The sequence below is a fragment of the Mesorhizobium sp. B2-4-19 genome, from assembly GCF_006441315.1.
Taxonomy (GTDB): domain Bacteria; phylum Pseudomonadota; class Alphaproteobacteria; order Rhizobiales; family Rhizobiaceae; genus Mesorhizobium.
Genome location: NZ_VFUV01000020.1, coordinates 24,975 through 42,305 on the forward strand (window position 1 = coordinate 24,975; position 17,331 = coordinate 42,305).

Here is a 17,331-nt window from a genome sequence, read left to right on the forward strand (position 1 = left end):
TTCAGTTGCGGTCGTCCGGAAACACCGGGATCGGCATGAAATCGACGCCATCCTCGGCCAGCCCCTTGGCCTCTTCCAGCGTCGCCTCGCCATAGATGCCGCGCGGGTCGGTCTCGCCGAAATGGATTTTTCGCGCTTCCTCGGCGAATTTGTCGCCGACATAGTCGGCATTCTCGCGCACCTTCTCGGCCATCGCCTTGAGTTGCGCCAGGGCCTGCTTCTGCGCCTCGCCCATGGCGAGCGCTATGGTCTCCTGCTTGCGCGCCGTGGAAACGGCGGGCGCCATCAGGGCCTTCTCTACCTTGTGCGAGCCGCAGCTCGGGCAATCGACAAAGCCGCGCTTCTTCTGGGTGTCGAAATCGTCATTGCTGCGGAACCAGCCCTCGAACTCGTGCTCGTTCTCGCAGATCAGGGAAAAGCGGATCAAGAGGCAGCACCCCTGAGTCGGGGCGCATCCGCCGCGCCGGCATTGATGGTGAAATCCCGCGCATTCTTCAAATTGGGAATCTTCTTGCGCGCCGCAAGTGACTGCGCCGGGTCGATCTCGGCGACGATCACCGCCGGCTCGTCATGCGCGGCTTCGGCGATGATGCGCCCCCAGGGATCGACGATCAGCGAATGCCCAAACGTCTCGCGGCCGTCCTCGTGCAGGCCGCCTTGCGCGGCGGCAACGACAAAGGCGCCGTTCTCGATGGCACGGGCCCTGAGCAGCACATGCCAGTGCGCCTCGCCGGTCTGGCGGGTGAAGGCGGCGGGCACGGTCAAAACATCGGCGCCAGCCAGCGCCTCGGTGCGGAACAGTTGCGGGAAACGCACGTCGTAGCAGACCGCAAAGCCTAGCTTCGCGCCCGCTACCTCGGTGACGACGGCCTCGGTGCCAGGTTCGTAGGCCGCGGATTCGCGCCAGCTTTCGCCATTGTCGAGGTCGACATCGAACATGTGGATCTTGTCATAGGTGGCGAGCGTCGCGCCGTCCGGACCGAACAACAGCGCCCGGTTGGCGAGCTTGCCGTCGGCGCGCAGGATGGCGGTGGAGCCGATATGCAGGAAGACGCCGAGTTCGCGCGCCAGTCCGCGCCCAGTCGCGACGATGATGTCCTTGTCCTCCGAGGTGAAGGAGGCGGCGCGCGCCTGCTTGTCGCGGATCAGCGCCCCGGTCATTTCCGGCGTCTGGATATAGGTCGCGCCCTGACCGGCCGCCTCCCGCACCAGCCGGTCGAGATCGACCGCATTGCGCTCGGGGCTTTCACCGGAACGCATCTGGACCGCCGCAGCCTTGAAAACACCCATCGTCATACCCTCAAATCGTCGCGCCATTGGCGAGCAGCTTGTTCAGCCGGCCTTCGGCCTCCAGCTCGTGGAGATCGTCGCAGCCGCCGACATGCGTGTCGCCGATGAAGATCTGCGGAAAGGTCGTTCGGCCGTGCGCGCGCGAGATCATCTCCTGGCGCAGCTCCGGCGAAAACGAGGCGTCATGCTCGGTATAGGCGACGCCCTTGCGCTCCAGCAGCCGCTTGGCCGCCGTGCAGTAGCCGCACATCATGCGCGTATAGATCGTGACATCGACCATGACGAATTTCCGCTTCCGTTGCCGACTTATATAGTCACGGACTCGTCCGCCCGGAAGTCCCCCGGCAGCACACGCGCGAAGGTCAGCACGTCGACGGCGGCGGCACCTCCCTTTTTCAGCGCCTTGGTGGCTGCGCGCACGGTGGCGCCCGTGGTGTAGACGTCATCGATCAGAAGCACCCTGCGGCCGGCGATCTCGATCTCCGCCTCGGCAGGCACGCGGAAGGCGGCTCGCACATTCTCCTCGCGCTCCTGCCGCTCCAGCCCGACCTGCTGGCGGGTGAGTTTCACGCGCCGCATGGCGGAAGGCGCGAAAGACAGGCCGCTGAGCTCGCAAACCGCACGCGCCAGTTCCGCCGACTGGTTGAAGCGCCGCCGGAAAAAACGCCGCCAGTGCAGCGGCACCGGCACCACCACATCGGCCTCGGCGATGAGATCGGCGCCTGCGCGCACCATCCAGCGCGCCATCCAAGGCGCCAGATCGGTGCGATCCTGGTATTTCAGCCCTTGCACCATCTGGCGGGCAACGCCGGAATAGGCGACGGCTGCCCGCGCCCGCTCGAAGGGCGGTGGATCCGCGATCGCCTCGGCCGACAGAAAACCCTCGCCCATATGGTGGGTGAACGGCGTGCCCATCACCGGGCACCAGGGCCGTTCCAAGAGCCGCAGCTTCGGCCAGCAGGCGCCGCACAGCACGCCCGGCTGCGAGACATGCCGGCGGCAACCGGCACAGACCGGCGGAAACAGCATGCGCGCCGGCCAGCCCAGGGCCGATCGGGCGAGGTTCCTGATCCCGATGGACTTGATCTCTGGCATCGGATCGGCCACGTGGTTGGTTCTCCGCACCGAGTGTACCAAGTATATCAGGGCGTGGACAAACAAGGATCCACCCGTTGCAGGCTATTATGGATACCTCTTTGTGGCTGGCGCACAAGCGGCGCGCGCTCAGCCATCCTGTCGACGGCGCCGATTTCCTGATGAACCGTGCCGCCGAGGACCTTGCCGAGCGGCTGGGTGCCGTCGAGCGGCGGTTCGGCAAGGCGGCGGTGCTGTTTTGCCAGACGCCGGCCGCGGCCGATGTGCTCGCCGCGAGCGGCAAGGTGGCGGAGATCGTCCGCGTCGAGACGGACGCCGTCTTCCTGATGGGTGGCGTCGGCCTGGTCGCGCCGCTGGAAACCGTGCCGTTCGAGCCGGCAAGCCTCGATCTGGCGGTATCGCTTCTGTCGCTACAGGCGATGAATGACATTCCCGGCATGCTGATCCAGATCCGCCGCGCGCTGCGGCCGGACGGGCTCTTTCTCGGCGCCTTCGCCGGCGCCGGCACGCTCGGCGAGTTGCGTGAGAGCCTGCTTGCCGCCGAGACCGAGCTTTACGGCGGCGCCAGCCCCCGCGTCATCCCCTTCACCGACGTGCGCGACGCCGGTGCGCTGCTGCAGCGCGCCGGTCTTGCCCTGCCGGTCGCCGATGTCGAGACCGTGACGGTGCGTTATGCCAATTTGTTTGCCTTGATGGCCGATCTGCGCGCCATGGGCGAAACCAGCGCCCTCACCGATCGCAGCCGGCGGCCGGGCACACGCGGACTGTTTGCGCGTGCCGCGGAAATCTATGCCGAGCGGTTTTCCGACGCCGACGGCCGGATCCGGGCAAGTTTCTCGATGGTCTGGATGTCGGGCTGGGCGCCCGATGCATCGCAGCAGAAACCGCTGAAGCCGGGTTCAGCCAAAGTCTCGCTGAAGACGATACTGGAAGCCCCGGACGGGCAATGATCGGGTCAGCCGCGGACAGCCAGATCAGGGTGCGAACGCGTTCGCGAGCCGGCTGCCATTGTCGCTGAACAGCCAGGTGATCGAGTTGAACACCTGACTGATGCCGGCGACGATGGTCAGCGACAACACAGCGATGATCAAGCCATATTCGACCGCCGTGGCGCCGGTTTCGTCTTTCAGAAAATGCAGCAGCACTGGTTTCATCACCTCGATCCCCTCGCCGAGGACCTTACCGCCGACCTGTTAAGAAAGGTTAACGGCAAAGCCTTAACAGGCGGTGAAACCGCCACCTCTTGCAAATTCCAACCATGTCAGCAGTCGCCGCTGGTTCTGCCATCGGAGCCGATAATGCAGACCGAATCGGGCTGCGCCTGCAGCACGCTGCGGCGCACCGTATAGGTGGTGCGATGGTTGATCGAGCCGGTGGCCGTCATGTCGAGACCACCGGGAAAATCATCGCGTGCCGATTGCGAGCGCGTCTGGCTGTCGAGGTATGGGGTCGCGATCAGCGCCAGCGCCACAGCGGCCGAGCCGAACAGCAGTGTCACGCGCAGGATGCCCATGCCCGCATCGGCGGCACGAAAGCCGCGGTCGGGCCGGATCGAATCCCAATCCCTGTCCAGGCTCATCCTATCGCTCCCCAGCCAATCCGCGACGCGGCCGCGACGACACGGCCATGCATCAATTTTTCATGATGAGATAAATCTTCTATTAACGCTGGCTGATATGGGCGGTGGCCCGCTCCTCAGAGCAATTCCAGGAAACGTGAAGCGCCTTTCCCTGGAAAGGCTCGGAGCGCTTTCCCTTGGGAATTGCGTCAAGACAAATCCTCAGAGCAGATCGATCAGGAACGGAATCAGCGGCGCGTCGGCCGGCGGCATCGGATAATCACGCATCTGCTTTGGCCGTACCCATTTCAGCGCCTGCCCTTCCCGGGGCTGGGCAATGCCGCGGAAGCGGCGGCAGACAAACAGCGGCATCAACAGATGGAAGCCGTCATAGGAATGGCTGGCGAAGGTAAGCGGCGCCAGGCACGGGATTTCGGTCTCGATGCCGATCTCCTCGTGCAATTCGCGGATGATGCATTGTTCCGGCGTCTCGTCGGGCTCGACCTTGCCGCCGGGAAATTCCCACAGGCCGGCAAGCTGCTTGCCCTCGGGCCGCTGCGCGAGCAGCACGCGGCCGTCGGTATCGACCAGCGCGCAGGCCGCGACCAGGAGCAGGCGCTTGCCGGTATTGAACGGATCATTCATGCCCGACGTCACTCATGACCGGGCGGCCGGCGATAATGGTAGCGATAGACTTCCTCGAAGCCGAGCGACCGATAGAGCGCCAGCGCCGGCACATTGCCGGCCTCGACCTGCAGCCAGGCCTCCCGCGCGCCGCGCAGCCGCGCCCATTTCAGCGCCGACCGGATCAGGTTGCGGCCATGACCCTTGTTGCGCGCCGCCTTGTCTGTGGCGACTTCGAAAAGGCCGGCGAGATCGCCGTCATGCACGCAGATCAACGTCGCCAGCGCCTCTGCCCCATCTTCCAGTGCGAACAGCCCGGCCTCGGGCTGGATGGCGCCGATGATCTCCGACAGGCCGGGCCGCAGCGAAACATCCGAGCCACTGACCTTGAGCAACGCGCCGATGAAGCGGCTGATGTCCTTGAGCGGAATCTGGTCCATGGCGGCATCGAGCTGGGCGTCGGCCAGCGGCAGCCTCATGACCAGCGATTCGTCGAACCGGCTCCAGCCCTCCTTGTCGAGATGGCCGGCAAGATCGGGACCCGACAGCGGCGACATGCGGAACGTCAGCGGCCTTCCATAGGCGTCGAAACGGCGGCTGGCGCGGCCGATGCGGTCGGCTATGTGCTGGATATCGCCGGGATCGAGCGGGTTGACCGAATTCAGCCGCTTGGCCGGATGGCCGGCGGTGAGCCGCACCACCCAGGTGCCGTCATAATGGACGGCGGCCGCCGGCCAGGCGCGAAAGCCGGCCGCCTCGTAGCGGCGCACGATCGCAAGCATGCTTGCCGGATGCCTGGAAGCCAAAACCGTCAGCTCCGATAATCGCCGTTGATGGCGACATATTCCTTGGTGAGGTCGCAGGTCCACACCGTCGCCTTGCCGCGGCCGATGCCGATATCGGCACGGATGCGGATATCGTCGCGCTTCATGTAGGCCGAGGTCTCTTCTTCCGAATAGGCCGTATCGCGCTCGCCCTCATGCGCCAGCCTGATATCGCCGAACCAGATCGACAGCCGGTCGCGGTCGGCGGGCTCGCCGGCCTTGCCGACGGCCATGACGACACGGCCCCAATTGGCGTCCTCGCCGGCGACCGCCGTCTTGACCAGCGGCGAATTGGCGATCGACAGCGCGATGCGCTTGGCCGAGCGGGCCGATTTCGCGCCGGTGACGGTGACTTCGACCTGCTTGCGGGCGCCCTCGCCGTCGCGCACCACCTGCAGCGCCAGCGACTTCAGCACCTTGCCGAGCGCCCGGCGGAACTGACCGAGCCGTACGTCTTTCGGGTCGGTGATTTCGGGCGCACCGCGCTTCGCCGCCTTGCCGGTGGCGAAGATCAGCAGCGTGTCGCTGGTCGAGGTGTCGCTGTCGACGGTCACCGCGTTGAAGGTCTTGGCCGTGCCGCGCGACAGCAGATCCTGCAGCACGGGGGCCGCGATCGGCGCGTCGGTGGCGATGAAGGACAGCATCGTCGCCATGTCGGGGGCGATCATGCCGGCGCCTTTGGAGATGCCGTTGATGGTGACCTCGGCATCGCCAAGCTTGACGGTCTGCGTCGCCACTTTCGGATAGGTGTCCGTGGTCATGATGGCCTTCGCCGCCTCGGTCCACAGGTCGGGCTTGCCATCACTGACCAGTCCGGCGAGCAGATGGCTGAACTTGGTCGTGTCGAGCGGCTCGCCGATGACACCGGTCGAGGCCAGGAAGACCTCCCCTGCGGTGCAGCCGGCAGCCTTTGCCGCCGCCTCGCCGGTCAGCGCGGTGGATTCGCGGCCCTTCCTGCCGGTGAAGGCATTGGCATTGCCGGAATTGACGACCAGCACCCGCGCCTTGCCGGCGGCAAGGTTCTGGCGGCAGAAATCGACCGGCGCCGAGGGGCATTTCGACCTGGTGAACACGCCGGCGACCGCGGTGCCGGCATCGAACACCATGGCCAGCAGGTCGGTGCGGTTCTTGTACTTTATCCCCGCTTCGGCGGTGGCGATGCGCACCCCTTCAATGACAGGCATCTTGGGGTACTTCTTCGGCGCGAGCGGCGAAATCGTCGTGGACATGGGGACCTCGGGCGGGAAAATCGCAAGGGAAGGCCGGTTTGCCCGATACGGCGCGTGGGCGCAAGGGCGTTTTCGCCGCGCCTGCCTGGGCGGCGAACCACGCCGGATTAAGCCTGCATTTCAAATCTGTTGGCGTCGCCGGGCCCTGTGTTGCTATGATTGCGCCCCATGGGCAGGCTCGCGATCCTCGCTTGGGCATCTCTGGGACTGTTGCTGCTGAGCGCCGGCGCTGAGCCGGCGCGGCGCGTTGCACTCGTCATTGGCGACGGGCCGAGCCGGCGCCGGCTCCACAGGTCGCCGCACTTGGGCGCTCCGTGGGTGACGACAAGGCTTCGATCGAACACTTCCTGCGCCGGGATTGTCTGACGCCCGACACCAAGACGATGGCAGAAACGGTCAAGCGGATCTACGGCGCGTCGGCCACCATTTTCGGCACACGCTACGACGCCGATGCCATCGTCAAGCTGAAGACCGACTGGTTCGCGCAATGGGCCTCGTGGTCGCTCGGGCTGGAACCCGGCAGCCTGGAGATCACGCCGCATGGCGAGGACCGCGCCGACGCCGCCTTTGCCATGCGCTACGACTATGTGCCGAAGGACAAGTCGGCGGCACGGCTGACCGGCAAGGCGCGCGTCACGCTCGGGCTGGTCAAGGCCGATGGTGGCTGGCGCATCGAATCCGAGACATCGCAAGCGATGCAATAGACATCGGCCGGCGGCCAATCCAGCGGTGTCGGCGGCTCTTGTGCCGGTCGCGCTTCATGTCGATAGGAATTTTTTCTTGACCCGGTTAGGGCAGCTATGCTACAAATTTGTCGATGGTGCTGATTTGCGCCAGTGGCCCGCCGCCCAGGCGGGTTTTTGCTTTTTGGTGCTTCGTCAAGCAACGCGCCGGCGAAGGGTCCGAGGGAACCTCGTTAACCCGGATTCGTTGCCTGCCGCCACTGCCGCCGGCAGCTTGAAAACGGGCCGTTTCGTTTGATCGCCTGGTCACGTATAGTGCCGGCGAATTGTTGGCGAGGATGACAGGAATGGGCGAAATCGCCGATCCGGCACGCAAATCGATTGGCGCCAGGCGCAATCCCGACAGCGCCGAAGCCATTCTGGAGGCTGCCGAAGCCGTGCTGATCGAGGCCGGCTATGCCGGCTTCTCGATCGAGGCGGTGGCGCGCCGCGCCCGTGCCGGCAAGCCGACCATCTATCGCTGGTGGCCGAGCAAGGCGGCACTGCTGCTCGAAGTCTACCAGCGCCAGAAGCGCGTCGACATTCCCGATACGGGAAGCCTGGAGGAGGATCTCGTCGGCTTCCTGGTCAATCTGTTTGCGCACTGGCGCGAGACTTCGTCGGGCAGCGTCTTCCGGTCGCTGATCGCCGAGGCGCAATCGGATGAAACCGCGGCGGCGGCCCTGGCCGGCTATGCCGGGGCGCGCCGCACCCACACCGGCCAGATCATCGAGCGCGCCAAGGCGCGGGGCGATATCGCCGGCGATATCGATGCGGGCGTGGTCGCCGATCTCATCGCTTCCTACGCCTGGCGGCATCTCCTGACCAACCGGCTCGACGAGCCCGAGGCAACGATACGCAAGATGGTCCACTATCTCCTGCAAGGCATAGCGGCATCAGGCAGATGATAGCGGCCAACAAAAAAGGGCGCGGCAACCCTTGGCTGCCGCGCCCTTTTGAAAACTCAATCAGGCTTACTTGCCGGCTTCCATCGTATCGACGGCCTGCTTCAGCTTGGCGTCGGGGATCTCGACCTTGGCGCCGGCGCGCAACGACTTGACCAGCGCGAAATACTTGTCGCGGATGACCGCCTGCTTGGCCTGGTCCTTGACGTCGTCGAAGGCCGGCGGCTGCTTGGCGCGCTTGTCCTCAAGCTTGATGACGTGCCAGCCGAACTGCGACTGCACCGGCTCCTTGGTGTATTTGCCGACGTCGAGCGCGAAGGCCGCCTTGTCGAACTCCGGCACCATCTGGCCAGGCCCGAACCAGCCGAGATCGCCGCCATTGGACTTGCCCGAGGGATCGCTGGTGTGCTCGTTGGCGAGCTTCTGGAAGTCGGCGCCGCCGTCGAGCTGCTTGATGATCGCCTCGGCCTCTTCCTTCGTCTTCACGAGGATGTGACGGGCATGCACTTCGTTGACCGGCGGCGTGTTGGCGATTTCCTGGTCGTAGCGGGCGCGGATCTCGGCGTCGGTGACCTTGTTGACGACGCCCTTCTCGACCATTTCGCCATGCAGCGCGCGCTGCTGCAGGAAGGCCATGCGGCGCTGGAAGTCGGGATCCTTGTCGAGGCCGTCGGTGACGGCCTTGGCGGCCATGACGCGGATCTCGATGGCGGCCGAAAGGGCAGCCGCGCGGCGCTGTTCGGGCGGCAGCTGCGCGAATTGCTGCGACAGCTCGCCCTCGGCAAGCACCAGGTCGGCTTCGGTCAGGGGCTGGCCATTGATCGTGGCGACCACGGCATTCGGGTCGACCGGCGCCGCCGCAGGAGCGGCAGGAGCGGCCTCCTGCGCCATGACGGGCGACAGGCAAAGAGCCGACAGGCCGAAGGCCAGGCCAAGGCTGGCAAGCGACGCACGGCGGAACAACAAGGGCATAAGGATGACTCCGGTGGAGGATTGTAAGAAGGGATGGCTTCCAGATCAGCCAGATTGTGGCGGAATTTGGCGCGACCGGCAGGGCCAGCGCGGCGTTGACATCAGTTGAGCCCCCTCTTATCTGTCCAACGACTTTGCGTCCAGAACCGTTTTCCGGGCGCTTTTTGTGTTTGCCCGTATTCAGGCGGTGCGATCACGCGGATTTGATGGGGCCGGCCGGCGCCTGTCTCAAGATTGAGAATTCTATCGAAAGGACCATTGGATGGTCAGTCTCGGCGGTCTCGCCCGTAAGGTTTTCGGTTCCTCCAACGACCGTCGGGTCAAATCGACCCGGCCCCGTGTCGAGGCGATCAACGCCATGGAAAACGAGATGCGGGCGCTGTCCGACGCCGAACTCGCGGGGCGTACGGAAAAATTCCGCCAGGACATCGCCAATGGCGCCAGCCTTGACGACCTTCTGGTCCCGGCCTTCGCCACCGCGCGCGAGGCGGCGCGCCGCGTGCTCGGCATGCGTCCCTTCGACGTCCAGCTGATCGGCGGCATGGTGCTGCACAATGGCGGCATCGCCGAGATGCGCACCGGCGAGGGCAAGACCCTGGTCGCGACACTGCCGGTCTACCTCAATGCGCTCGCCGGCAACGGCGTCCATGTCGTCACCGTCAACGACTATCTCGCCACCCGCGACTCCGAATGGATGGGCCGCGTCTACAAATTCCTCGGCCTCTCGGTCGGCGTCATCGTCCACGGCCTGTCCGACGAGGAGCGTCGCGTCGCCTACGCGTCCGACGTCACCTACGCCACCAACAACGAGCTCGGCTTCGACTATCTGCGCGACAACATGAAGTACGAGCGCGCCCAGATGGTGCAGCGCGGCCATAATTACGCGATCGTCGACGAAGTCGATTCCATCCTGGTCGACGAGGCGCGCACGCCGCTGATCATTTCCGGTCCGCTCGAGGACCGCTCGGAAATGTACAACACCATCGACACCTTCATCATCCAGCTGCAGCCGCAGGATTATGAGATCGACGAGAAGCAGAAGACCTCGATCTTCACCGAGGAAGGCACCGAGAAGCTGGAGAACCTGCTGCGCGATGCCGGCCTGCTGAAGGGCGAGTCGCTCTATGACGTCGAGAACGTCGCCATCGTCCACCACGTCAACAACGCGCTGAAGGCGCACCGGCTGTTCCAGCGCGACAAGGACTACATCGTGCGCAACGGCGAGATCGTCATCATCGACGAGTTCACCGGCCGCATGATGCCCGGCCGCCGCTATTCGGAAGGCCTGCACCAGGCGCTGGAAGCCAAGGAGCATGTGGCGATCCAGCCGGAGAACCAGACGCTCGCATCCGTCACCTTCCAGAACTACTTCCGCCTCTACAAGAAGCTGTCCGGCATGACCGGCACGGCGCTCACCGAGGCCGAGGAATTCGGCAACATTTACGGTCTCGAAGTCACCGAGATCCCGACCAATCTGCCGGTCATCCGCAAGGACGAGGACGACGAGGTCTACCGGACGGTCGAGGAGAAGTACAAGGCGATCGTCAAGGAGATCCGCGAGGCCAGCGCCAAGGGCCAGCCGACACTGGTCGGCACCACCTCGATCGAGAAATCCGAGCAGCTGGCGGACCGCCTGCGCAAGGAAGGTTTCAAGGATTTCGAGGTGCTGAACGCCCGCCACCACGAGCGCGAGGCGGCCATCGTCGCCCAGGCCGGCAAGCCCGGCGCCATCACCATCGCCACCAACATGGCCGGCCGCGGCACCGACATCAAGCTCGGCGGCAATGCCGAGATGCGCATCGCCGACGAACTGGGCGACATGCCGGAAGGTCCCGAGCGCGAGGCCCGCGAACAGGAAATCATTACCGACGTCGAGCGCCTGAAGGAAAAGGCGCTGGCCGCCGGCGGCCTCTACGTGCTCGCCACCGAACGCCATGAATCGCGCCGCATCGACAATCAGTTGCGCGGCCGTTCCGGCCGTCAGGGCGATCCAGGCCGTTCGAAATTCTTCCTGTCGCTGCAGGACGATTTGATGCGCATCTTCGGCTCCGAGCGCATGGACGGCATGCTGCAGAAGCTCGGCCTCAAGGAAGACGAGGCGATCATCCATCCCTGGATCAACAAGGCGCTGGAAAAGGCGCAGAAGAAGGTCGAAGCGCGCAATTTCGACATCCGCAAGAACCTGTTGAAGTATGACGACGTCTCCAACGACCAGCGCAAGGTGGTGTTCGAGCAGCGCATCGAGCTGATGGACGGCGAAGGCCTCTCGGAAACCATCGCCGAGATGCGCGAGGGCGTCATCGACGAGATCGTCGCCAAGGCCATCCCCGAAAACGCCTATGCCGAACAGTGGGATGTCGCCGGCCTGAAGGCCGAGGTCGCCGAATTCCTCAATCTCGACCTGCCGGTCGAGGACTGGGCCAAGGAAGAGGGCATCGCCGAGGACGACATCCGCGAGCGCATCACGGCTGCCGCCGACGCCGCCGCCAAGGAACGCGCCGATCGCTTCGGCCCCGAGGTGATGAACTATGTCGAACGCTCCGTGGTGCTGCAGACGCTCGACCATCTGTGGCGCGAGCACATCGTCAACCTCGACCACCTGCGCTCGGTCGTCGGCTTCCGCGGCTACGCCCAGCGCGACCCGCTGCAGGAGTACAAGGGCGAGGCGTTCGAGCTGTTCCAGGCGATGCTGGGCAATCTGCGCCAGGCCGTCACCGCGCAGCTGATGCGCGTCGAGCTGGTCCGCCAGGCCGCCGAAGCCCCGCCGCCGGAAGCGCCCGACATGTTCGGCACGCATATTGACGGCAGCACCGGCGAGAACGATTTCGAAGGCGGCGAAACCGCCCTCCTGGTGCGCCAGGAGCAGAGCGCGGTCGTCGCCCCCGAGGACCGCGACCCGAACAATCAGGCGACCTGGGGCAAGGTCGGCCGCAACGAAGCCTGCCCCTGCGGTTCCGGCAAGAAATACAAGCACTGCCACGGCGCGTTTGCGTAAGGACGCCTCTTCCTTCTCCGCGTCACTACGGGGAGAAGGTGCCCGAAGCGCGGATGAGGGGCGGCGCTGAGCTCCGTGATTAGCCCAAATCTCCAATTGATGAGATGACATTCCGGGCCCGGCAAAGCCCCCTGCGTTCGTAGATAATTCTTCCCGAACTTCCCGCATCAGCAGAAATTCTCGAAGCCGGCGCTGCCCCTCATCCGCCTGCCGGCACCTTCTCCTGCTCACGGGACGAAGGACGCCCACCCACATTTTCTTAATGTGTCTCCGCTACACCAACGCCTGAAAAAGAGGCGGAAAACGGAGAGAGATCGGGGTGCGCTTTTCCGCGGCCACGACTGCCGGGCGGTTCTTGCCGCAGCGTTTGGCGCTGCGCGTCGGGCCGTTGCTTGGCCGCATCGACGCCGTGCTGTTCACCGCCGATGAGCGTGGCGAGGCCGGCCGCATGTCGGTCATCGCCTTCTCCATCCGCATCGTCAGCGCCGTCATCGCCTTCATCAGCCAGGTGCTGATGGCGCGCTGGATGGGCTCGTTCGAATACGGCATCTTCGTGCTGGTCTGGGTGACGATGGTGATCGTCGGCAACCTCGCCTGCCTCGGCTTCCACACCTCGGTCATCCGCTTCATCCCCGAATACCGCGAGCGCGGCCTGATGGACGAACTGCGCGGCATCGTCGTGGCCAGCCGCCTGTTCGTGCTGATCGCCTCCACCATCATCGCCGGGCTCGGCGCGCTCGGCGTCTGGCTGGCGGCACCCTGGATCGAGAACTATTACGTGATCCCCTTCATCCTCGGCGTCATCTGCCTGCCCATGATCGCGCTGTCGGATCTGTTGCAGGGCCAGGCCAGGGCGAACAGCTGGGCGCTGTTTGCCCTGTCGCCGACCTATCTGATACGGCCGGTGCTGATCCTGCTGTTCATGGCGCTGATGCTTTTCGCCGGCTACGCGGCCGATGCCAGGACGGCGATCTTCGCCTCGATCGGCGCTACCTATGTCACCACGCTCGCCCAGCTGATCGGCGTCACCCACCGCATGGAAAGGCAGATCCCGGCCGGGCCGATGAAGGTGCATTTCGCGCAATGGTTCATCGTCTCGCTGCCGATCTTCCTGGTCGAAAGCTTCTTCTTCCTGCTCACCAATGCCGACGTGCTGATGGTCGGCGCCTATATGGATCCCAACGACGTCGCCGTCTATTTCGCCACGGTCAAGACGCTGGCTCTGGTGCATTTCGTCTATTTCGCCGTCAAGGCCGGTGTCGCCCAGCGCTATGCGCAGTTCACCCATGGCGAACCGGAAAAGCTTGCCGTCTTTGCCCGCGAGACGGTGTCCTGGACCTTCTGGCCCTCGCTGCTGATGGCGCTGCTGGTGCTGGCGCTGGGCAAACCCATGCTGGTGCTGTTCGGCCCCGAATTCACGTCGGGTTATCCGCTGCTGTTCCTGCTCGTCTTCGGCGTCGTGGCGCGCGCAGCTGTCGGCCCTTGCGAAAGCCTGCTCACCATGAGCGGCAACCAGAACATCTGCGCCGCCGTCTATGCCATGACACTGGCCTTCAACATCGGCCTCAACGTGGTGCTGATCCCGCATTTCGGCCTGTGGGGCGCCGCCATGGCCACCGCTTTCGCCATGATCTTCGAGGCCAGCGCGCTGTCCTTCACCGTCTGGCGCAAGCTCGGCATCGTCATGACGATCTTCGTGCCTGCCAAAGGAGCCGCCTGATGGTCGCCATCCCGTTGCTCGAGGAAACCAACGGCGGCACCGCCGGCGCCATGGTATCCGGCCTTGCCGGGCTGGCGCGCGATCCCGACCCCGCCCATATCGAAATCCTCGCCAACAACCGGCCGGAGCGCAAGCTTGCCATCTACCCGGCGTCCGCCGGCTTCGACCTGGTCGAGGAGCTGGATTATCTGTGCGCCCGCACGATCGAGCCGAACGTCTTCTTCAACCCGCGCTTCCTGGCGCCGGCCATGCCCCGGCTGGAGGATCGCGAGGTGCGGCTGGCGGTGATCCGCGACGGCGACGAATACCGCAACCGGCTGCGCCTGCTGGTGCCGATCTCGGTGGAGCGTCCGGTGGTGCCGCTCGGCGTTCCGGTGATGCGCACCTGGTCGAGCCCGTTCGGTCCGCTCGGCACACCGCTGATCGACCGCGACGATCCGGTCGGCGTCGTCGAGGATTTCTTCTCGATGCTGTCGCGCCCGCACCTCAAGCTGCCGAAAGTCTTCGTGCTGCCCGACATCAGGCTGGACGGTCCGGTGGCGAGCCTGCTTGACACCGTGGCCGAGACGCGCGGCCTGACGCTGGTCACCACCGGCCAGACCCCGCGCCCCGTTCTGGACAGCGAGCTCGATGGCGACGACTACCTCAAGGCGTCGCTGCGCTCGCACCATTATCGCGAGTTCCGCCGCCTGAAGCGCCGCCTTGCCGACCTCGGCAGGCTGGAACATGTGGTGGCGCGCGGCCCCGAGGATATCCGCCACGCCATCGAGAGCTTCCTGACGCTGGAAGCCTCCGGCTGGAAGGGCCGCGAGCGCACCGCCATGGCGATCGACCGCTTCCGCGCCGCCTTTGCCCGCGAGGCCGTGCACCGGCTGGCCGAGCAGGACATGTGCCGCATCCATTCGCTGACGCTCGACGGCCGCACAATCGCTTGCCTGATCGTGTTCGTCGAGGCCGGCGTCGCCTATACCTGGAAGACGGCCTATGACGAGACGCTGGCCGCCTATTCGCCCGGCACGCTGCTGATGATCGAGGTCACCCGGCAGCATCTCGACGATCCCAACATCATGATGACCGATTCCTGCGCGGTGCCGGATCATCCGGTGATGAGCCGGCTGTGGACCGAGCGCAAGCCGATCGGCACGCTGGTGATCGGGCTGACGCCGGACGCCGACCGCCTCGCCCGCCAGGCCGCCTCGCAGCTGCATCTCTACCGCGAGACCCGCAACATGGCCCGCCTGCTGCGTAACCGCATGAAAAGCCTGCTGAGACGGAGCTAGCCATGATCCCGAACATTCGTGGCCGCCGGCGCCATGCCGAGACCTCCGCCCCGGGACTGGCTCCAGGAAATCGGCCGACATCCGGTCCGGTACAACGCATCGCCCGAAGGCTGATCGCACGGCACGGTTTCACGCTCGCGAGCATTGTCGTCGGCCTTTGGGTTCTGTCGGGTCTTGCATCGGCGGCCCATGCCGCCAATGCGTCGGTCTTCCTCGAAGACCAGACCTGGACCGAACTGCGCGATCGGATCAGCGCCGGGACGACGACGATCATCGTCCCGATAGGCGGCACCGAACAAAGCGGTCCGGACATGGCCTTGGGCAAGCACAATATGCGGGTCAAGTTCCTGGCCGAGAAGATTGCCGGTCAACTCGGCAACGCCTTGGTCGCCCCGGTGATCTCCTATGTCCCGGAAGGGACCATCGACCCGCCGACCTCCCATATGCGGTTTCCCGGAACGATTACCATCAGCGACAAGATTTTCGAGCAATTGCTCGAATCCGCGGCGCGCAGCTTCAGGCTGCACGGCTTCAAGACCATCGTGCTGATCGGCGACCATGGCGGCTATCAAGCCGACGAGCGCCATGTGGCCGATCGTCTGAATGCCGAATGGAGCAAAAGCCCGGTCCGGGTCTTTGCGGCGCTGCAATACTATCAGATCACCCAGGGCGCCTATGTCGACAAGCTTCTGTCGGCCGGCGCGAGGCAGTCCGAGATCGGAACCCACGCCGGATTGGCCGACACATCGCTGATGCTCGCCATCGACCCTTCCATGGTGCGCAAGGATCGCCTCGCGGCGGCGCCGAAGCTCGGCGCCGGTGACGGCGTCTATGGTGGCGACCCGACACGATCGTCGGCCGAGTTCGGTCAACTCGGCGTCGACCTGATCGTCAACGGGACGACCGAAGCGATCCGCGAATTCGCAAGACAGCAGCCCAAGTGATCAAGCCATATCCACGGTTCACGAGCTTCCGCGGCCTGCTCGTTTTGTTGCTTGCCCTGTCGCCGGCATCGGCTTGGGCTGGTTCGTGCCCGGAGGATTGCAGCGAGCCGCCGCCTGCCGGCTCTCCGGTCAATATCTACGACCAGACAACCTCTGATCATTTGAGCCCGGCCACGACAGGCGCGCTGCCGCGCGTCTATGTTCCGAACCGCTCGTCCAACAGCGTATCGGTCATCGACCCCGCGACACTCAAGGAGGTCGACAGGTTCCCTGTCGGGCGCAAGCCGCAGCACGTCGTTCCGGCCTGGGATCTCAGGACGCTCTGGGTCGCCAACAACGCCAGCGGCACCAGCAAGGGCAGCGTGACGCCGATCGACCCCAAGACCGCCAGGCCGGGTCACGAAATCCCGGTCGATGACCCCTACAACATGTACTTCATGCCGGACGGAAGTGCGGCCGTCATCGTCGATGAGGCTTATCAGCGGCTTGATCTGCGCGATCCGCAGACCATGGCGCTGAAATCGACGATACCGACCCCGACCTGTCCTGGCATCAACCATGCCGATTTCTCCGCCGACAATGCCTACGCAATATTCACCTGCGAATACGGCGATGGCGGACTGTTGAAGGTGGACCTGAAAAACCAGAAGGTGCTCGGCCACCTCGCTTTGTCGAAGATGGGCATGCCGCAGGACATCCGGCTTTCGCCCGACGGCAAGGTCTTCTATGTCGCCGACATGATGAACGACGGCGTGTTCCTGATCGACGGGGGCAGCTTTTCCGAGATCGGCTTCATCGCCACCGGCATCGGAACGCACGGCTTTGTCGTGAGCCGCGACGGGACAAAACTCTACGTTTCAAACCGTGGCTCGCACAAGATGGAGCAAGGCCGTGCAAAGGGGCCGGGCAGCGTGACCGTCATCGACTTCGCCACCCGTTCGGTCGTCGCGCAATGGCCCATACCCGGTGGCGGCAGCCCCGACATGGGCAATGTCGGCGCCGACGGCAGGCAATTGTGGTTGTCCGGCCGCTTCGACAGCGAGGTCTACATGATCGACACCACCTCGGGCGCCGTGACGAAAATCCCGGTCGGCGTCGAGCCGCATGGCCTGACGGTCTGGCCGCAGCCCGGCAGATACTCGCAGGGCCATACTGGCAATATGCGGTAGCGTT

At 64.9% G+C, this 17,331-nt stretch carries 18 protein-coding genes; 8 read left to right on the forward strand and 10 right to left on the reverse strand.

Translation table 11 applies throughout. The features are described 5' to 3' along the window. Position 1: 1 nt before the first annotated feature. Genes FJ546_RS26220 through FJ546_RS26235 form a run of 4 tightly spaced genes read right to left on the reverse strand, consistent with a single transcriptional unit; the run spans position 2 to position 2,397 of the window. A complete protein-coding gene (locus tag FJ546_RS26220; protein WP_032931815.1) occupies positions 2–427 on the reverse strand; it encodes a DUF1178 family protein in 426 nt (141 codons plus the stop codon). Next, the gene (locus FJ546_RS26225) at positions 424–1,290 is read right to left on the reverse strand and encodes a carbon-nitrogen hydrolase family protein (protein ID WP_140891968.1); all 867 of its coding nucleotides are present in this window, start codon (positions 1,288–1,290) and stop codon (positions 424–426) included. Before FJ546_RS26225 ends, FJ546_RS26220 begins: the two co-directional genes overlap by 4 nt. A gap of 10 nt (positions 1,291–1,300) precedes the next feature. Then, the gene (gene grxC, locus FJ546_RS26230; RefSeq protein ID WP_140891969.1) at positions 1,301–1,570 is read right to left on the reverse strand and encodes a glutaredoxin 3; all 270 of its coding nucleotides are present in this window, start codon (positions 1,568–1,570) and stop codon (positions 1,301–1,303) included. A gap of 26 nt (positions 1,571–1,596) precedes the next feature. Next, positions 1,597–2,397 (reverse strand): ComF family protein, encoded by an 801-nt coding sequence (locus FJ546_RS26235; RefSeq protein ID WP_095772302.1) that lies wholly within the window; start codon positions 2,395–2,397, stop codon positions 1,597–1,599. 65 nt (positions 2,398–2,462) lie between these two features. Between FJ546_RS26235 and FJ546_RS26240 the strand changes: the two genes are divergently transcribed. Then, complete coding sequence (locus tag FJ546_RS26240) at positions 2,463–3,335, forward strand: methyltransferase domain-containing protein (RefSeq protein ID WP_140891970.1); 873 nt, start codon at positions 2,463–2,465, stop codon at positions 3,333–3,335. Between the two features lie 24 nt (positions 3,336–3,359). On the opposite strand, the gene FJ546_RS26245 is transcribed toward FJ546_RS26240, so the two are convergent. From FJ546_RS26245 to argJ, 5 genes are all read right to left on the reverse strand, one after another. Beyond that, on the reverse strand, positions 3,360–3,539 hold the full coding sequence (locus FJ546_RS26245) for a Flp family type IVb pilin (RefSeq protein ID WP_140891971.1): 180 nt from the start codon (positions 3,537–3,539) through the stop codon (positions 3,360–3,362). Positions 3,540–3,646: 107 nt separating this feature from the next. After that, on the reverse strand, positions 3,647–3,964 hold the full coding sequence (locus FJ546_RS26250) for a hypothetical protein (RefSeq protein ID WP_140891972.1): 318 nt from the start codon (positions 3,962–3,964) through the stop codon (positions 3,647–3,649). 201 nt (positions 3,965–4,165) lie between these two features. After that, positions 4,166–4,588, reverse strand: a complete 423-nt coding sequence (locus FJ546_RS26255; protein ID WP_140891973.1) for a (deoxy)nucleoside triphosphate pyrophosphohydrolase — start codon at positions 4,586–4,588, stop codon at positions 4,166–4,168. Between the two features lie 8 nt (positions 4,589–4,596). After that, a complete protein-coding gene (locus FJ546_RS26260; RefSeq protein WP_140891974.1) occupies positions 4,597–5,349 on the reverse strand; it encodes a GNAT family N-acetyltransferase in 753 nt (250 codons plus the stop codon). Positions 5,350–5,378: 29 nt separating this feature from the next. Beyond that, on the reverse strand, positions 5,379–6,620 hold the full coding sequence (gene argJ, locus FJ546_RS26265) for a bifunctional glutamate N-acetyltransferase/amino-acid acetyltransferase ArgJ (RefSeq protein WP_140891975.1): 1,242 nt from the start codon (positions 6,618–6,620) through the stop codon (positions 5,379–5,381). A 314-nt stretch (positions 6,621–6,934) separates the two neighbouring features. Between argJ and FJ546_RS26270 the strand changes: the two genes are divergently transcribed. Both FJ546_RS26270 and FJ546_RS26275 read left to right on the forward strand, forming a co-directional pair. Continuing rightward, the gene (locus FJ546_RS26270; protein ID WP_246686976.1) at positions 6,935–7,324 is read left to right on the forward strand and encodes a hypothetical protein; all 390 of its coding nucleotides are present in this window, start codon (positions 6,935–6,937) and stop codon (positions 7,322–7,324) included. A gap of 326 nt (positions 7,325–7,650) precedes the next feature. Beyond that, on the forward strand, positions 7,651–8,250 hold the full coding sequence (locus tag FJ546_RS26275; protein WP_140891976.1) for a TetR/AcrR family transcriptional regulator: 600 nt from the start codon (positions 7,651–7,653) through the stop codon (positions 8,248–8,250). Positions 8,251–8,316: 66 nt separating this feature from the next. Here FJ546_RS26275 and FJ546_RS26280 read toward each other — a convergent pair whose 3' ends face one another. Next, positions 8,317–9,219, reverse strand: a complete 903-nt coding sequence (locus FJ546_RS26280) for a peptidylprolyl isomerase (RefSeq protein ID WP_140891977.1) — start codon at positions 9,217–9,219, stop codon at positions 8,317–8,319. Between the two features lie 262 nt (positions 9,220–9,481). Between FJ546_RS26280 and secA the strand changes: the two genes are divergently transcribed. The 5 genes from secA to FJ546_RS26305 all read left to right on the forward strand — a co-directional run bounded on the left by secA (position 9,482) and on the right by FJ546_RS26305 (position 17,327). Further along, positions 9,482–12,214, forward strand: a complete 2,733-nt coding sequence (gene secA / locus FJ546_RS26285; RefSeq protein ID WP_140891978.1) for a preprotein translocase subunit SecA — start codon at positions 9,482–9,484, stop codon at positions 12,212–12,214. A 319-nt stretch (positions 12,215–12,533) separates the two neighbouring features. Then, positions 12,534–13,934 (forward strand): lipopolysaccharide biosynthesis protein, encoded by a 1,401-nt coding sequence (locus tag FJ546_RS26290; RefSeq protein WP_140891979.1) that lies wholly within the window; start codon positions 12,534–12,536, stop codon positions 13,932–13,934. After that, complete coding sequence (locus FJ546_RS26295) at positions 13,934–15,214, forward strand: GNAT family N-acetyltransferase (RefSeq protein ID WP_140891980.1); 1,281 nt, start codon at positions 13,934–13,936, stop codon at positions 15,212–15,214. The genes FJ546_RS26290 and FJ546_RS26295 overlap by 1 nt, the downstream gene beginning before the upstream one ends. A gap of 2 nt (positions 15,215–15,216) precedes the next feature. Beyond that, entirely contained in the window at positions 15,217–16,158 is a 942-nt protein-coding gene (locus FJ546_RS26300; protein ID WP_140891981.1) for a creatininase family protein, read from the forward strand. Between the two features lie 161 nt (positions 16,159–16,319). After that, the gene (locus FJ546_RS26305) at positions 16,320–17,327 is read left to right on the forward strand and encodes a YncE family protein (protein ID WP_246686977.1); all 1,008 of its coding nucleotides are present in this window, start codon (positions 16,320–16,322) and stop codon (positions 17,325–17,327) included. Positions 17,328–17,331 lie beyond the last annotated feature (4 nt).